Raw genomic sequence first — 1,801 nt, forward strand, 5'->3', positions numbered from 1 at the left:
GGCCAAGGAGGCGGGCCTGTTCAAGAAGCAGGGCCTCGACGTCAGCATCAAGAAGATCCCGCAGAAAGATCGCCACCTGGCCATCGCCTCGGGCGACATCCAATGCGCCGCCACCACGGTCGAGACCTGGGTGGTCTGGAACGCCAACGGCGTGGCGACGACGCAGATCTTCCAACTCGACAAGAGCTTCGGCGCCGACGGCATGGTCACCAAGCCGGGCATCACGAAGATCGCCGACCTCAAGGGCAAGACCGTGGCCGCCGATGCGCCCGGCACGGCCGGCTACTTCGGCCTGGCCTGGATCCTGAAGAAGAACGGCATGTCGGTGAAGGACGTGAAGGTGGTCAACATGGGCCCGCAGCCTGCCGCCAACGCGATGATCGCCGGCACCGACGGCATCGACGCCGCGATGACCTACGAGCCCTACCTGAGCGCGGTGCGTGCCAAGCCCGAGGCCGGCAAGATCATCGCCACCACGCTCGACTACCCGATGGTGATGGACACCTTCGGCTGCACGCCGACGTTCCTGGCCGAGAACCCGAAGGCAGCGCAGGGCCTGGCCAATGCTTACTTCGAAGCGCTCGACCTGATCAAGGCCGACCCGAAGAAGAGCTTCGAGACCATGGGTGCCGACGTCAAGCAAAGCGGCGAAGCCTTCGAGAAGAGCCAGGCCTACCTGCGTTGGCAAGACCGCGCGGCGAACCAGAAGTTCTTTGCCGGCGAGCATGCGGCGTTCAGCAAGGAAGCGGCCGAACTGTTGCTCGAAGTCGGCATCATCAAGCAGATCCCCGACCTGACGAAGCTGGCCGACACGCGCTTCATCAAATAGCGAGAAGCGGCGCCGTCGTGAAGCCTTTGACGCCGGTGGCACCGGGCACGCGCATCGTGCTCGGCGTCAGCTTCTTCGTGCTGTTTGTGGCCGTGTGGGCGGCGGCCACGTTCTCGGGCTTCGTCAGCAAGACCTTCCTGGCCGACCCGCTGCAGATGCTGCGCGGCGGCTACACGCTGCTGACCGAGATGGGCTTCGCCAAGGACATCGGCATGACGGTCTGGCGCGTGCTCGGCGGCTTCGTCATCGCCGCCGCACTCGCCGTGCCGCTGGGCGTGGCGATGGGCGCCTACAAACCGATCGAAGCCTTCTTCGAGCCCTTCGTGTCGTTCGCGCGCTACCTGCCGGCGAGCGCCTTCATTCCGCTGCTGATCCTGTGGGCCGGCATCGGCGAAGCGCAGAAGCTCTCGGTCATCTTCATCGGCAGCTTCTTCCAGCTGGTGCTGATGATCGCCGTGAGCGTGGGCAACACGCGCCGCGATCTGGTCGAGGCGGCGTACACGCTGGGCAGCAGCGACGCCAGCCTCGTCAAACGCGTGCTGATCCCCGGCGCCGCGCCCGAGATCGCCGAGATCCTGCGCATGGTGCTCGGCTGGGCCTGGACCTACGTGATCGTCGCCGAACTGATCGGCGCCTCCAGCGGCATCGGCCACATGATCACCGACAGCCAGGCGCTGCTCGCCACCGACCAGATCATCTTCGGCATCATCGTCATCGGCCTGATCGGCCTGGTCAGCGACATCGCATTCAAGGCGGCCAACCGGCGCTTCTTTCCGTGGGCGCAACTCGGAAAATGAGCCACCCCATCCTCTCGGTGCGCGGCGTCGAACGCCGCTTCGGCGCCACGTTGGCCTTGCAGGCCACCGACCTCGACGTGGCCGAGAACGACTTCGTCACCATCCTCGGCCCGAGCGGCTGCGGCAAGAGCACCTTGCTGCGCATCGTGGCCGGCCTCGACCACCCGACCGCCGG

General features: G+C 66.0%; 3 protein-coding genes. All 3 read left to right on the top strand.

Annotated features, from left to right (window positions below; translation table 11 throughout):
* Nucleotides 1-829, top strand: an 829-nt coding sequence (locus AC30N0_RS13930; protein WP_489518506.1) for an ABC transporter substrate-binding protein, incomplete at its 5' end; no start/stop codon positions are given.
* A 17-nt stretch (nucleotides 830-846) separates the two neighbouring features.
* Complete coding sequence (locus AC30N0_RS13935; protein WP_489518507.1) at nucleotides 847-1,626, top strand: ABC transporter permease; 780 nt, start codon at nucleotides 847-849, stop codon at nucleotides 1,624-1,626.
* Nucleotides 1,623-1,801 (top strand): ATP-binding cassette domain-containing protein (locus AC30N0_RS13940; protein ID WP_489518508.1); only part of this gene is annotated, 179 nt, incomplete at its 3' end. The genes AC30N0_RS13935 and AC30N0_RS13940, both read left to right, overlap by 4 nt.

Origin of the sequence: Rhizobacter sp., assembly GCF_031412495.1 — a bacterium.
Taxonomy (GTDB): domain Bacteria; phylum Pseudomonadota; class Gammaproteobacteria; order Burkholderiales; family Burkholderiaceae_C; genus Schlegelella_A.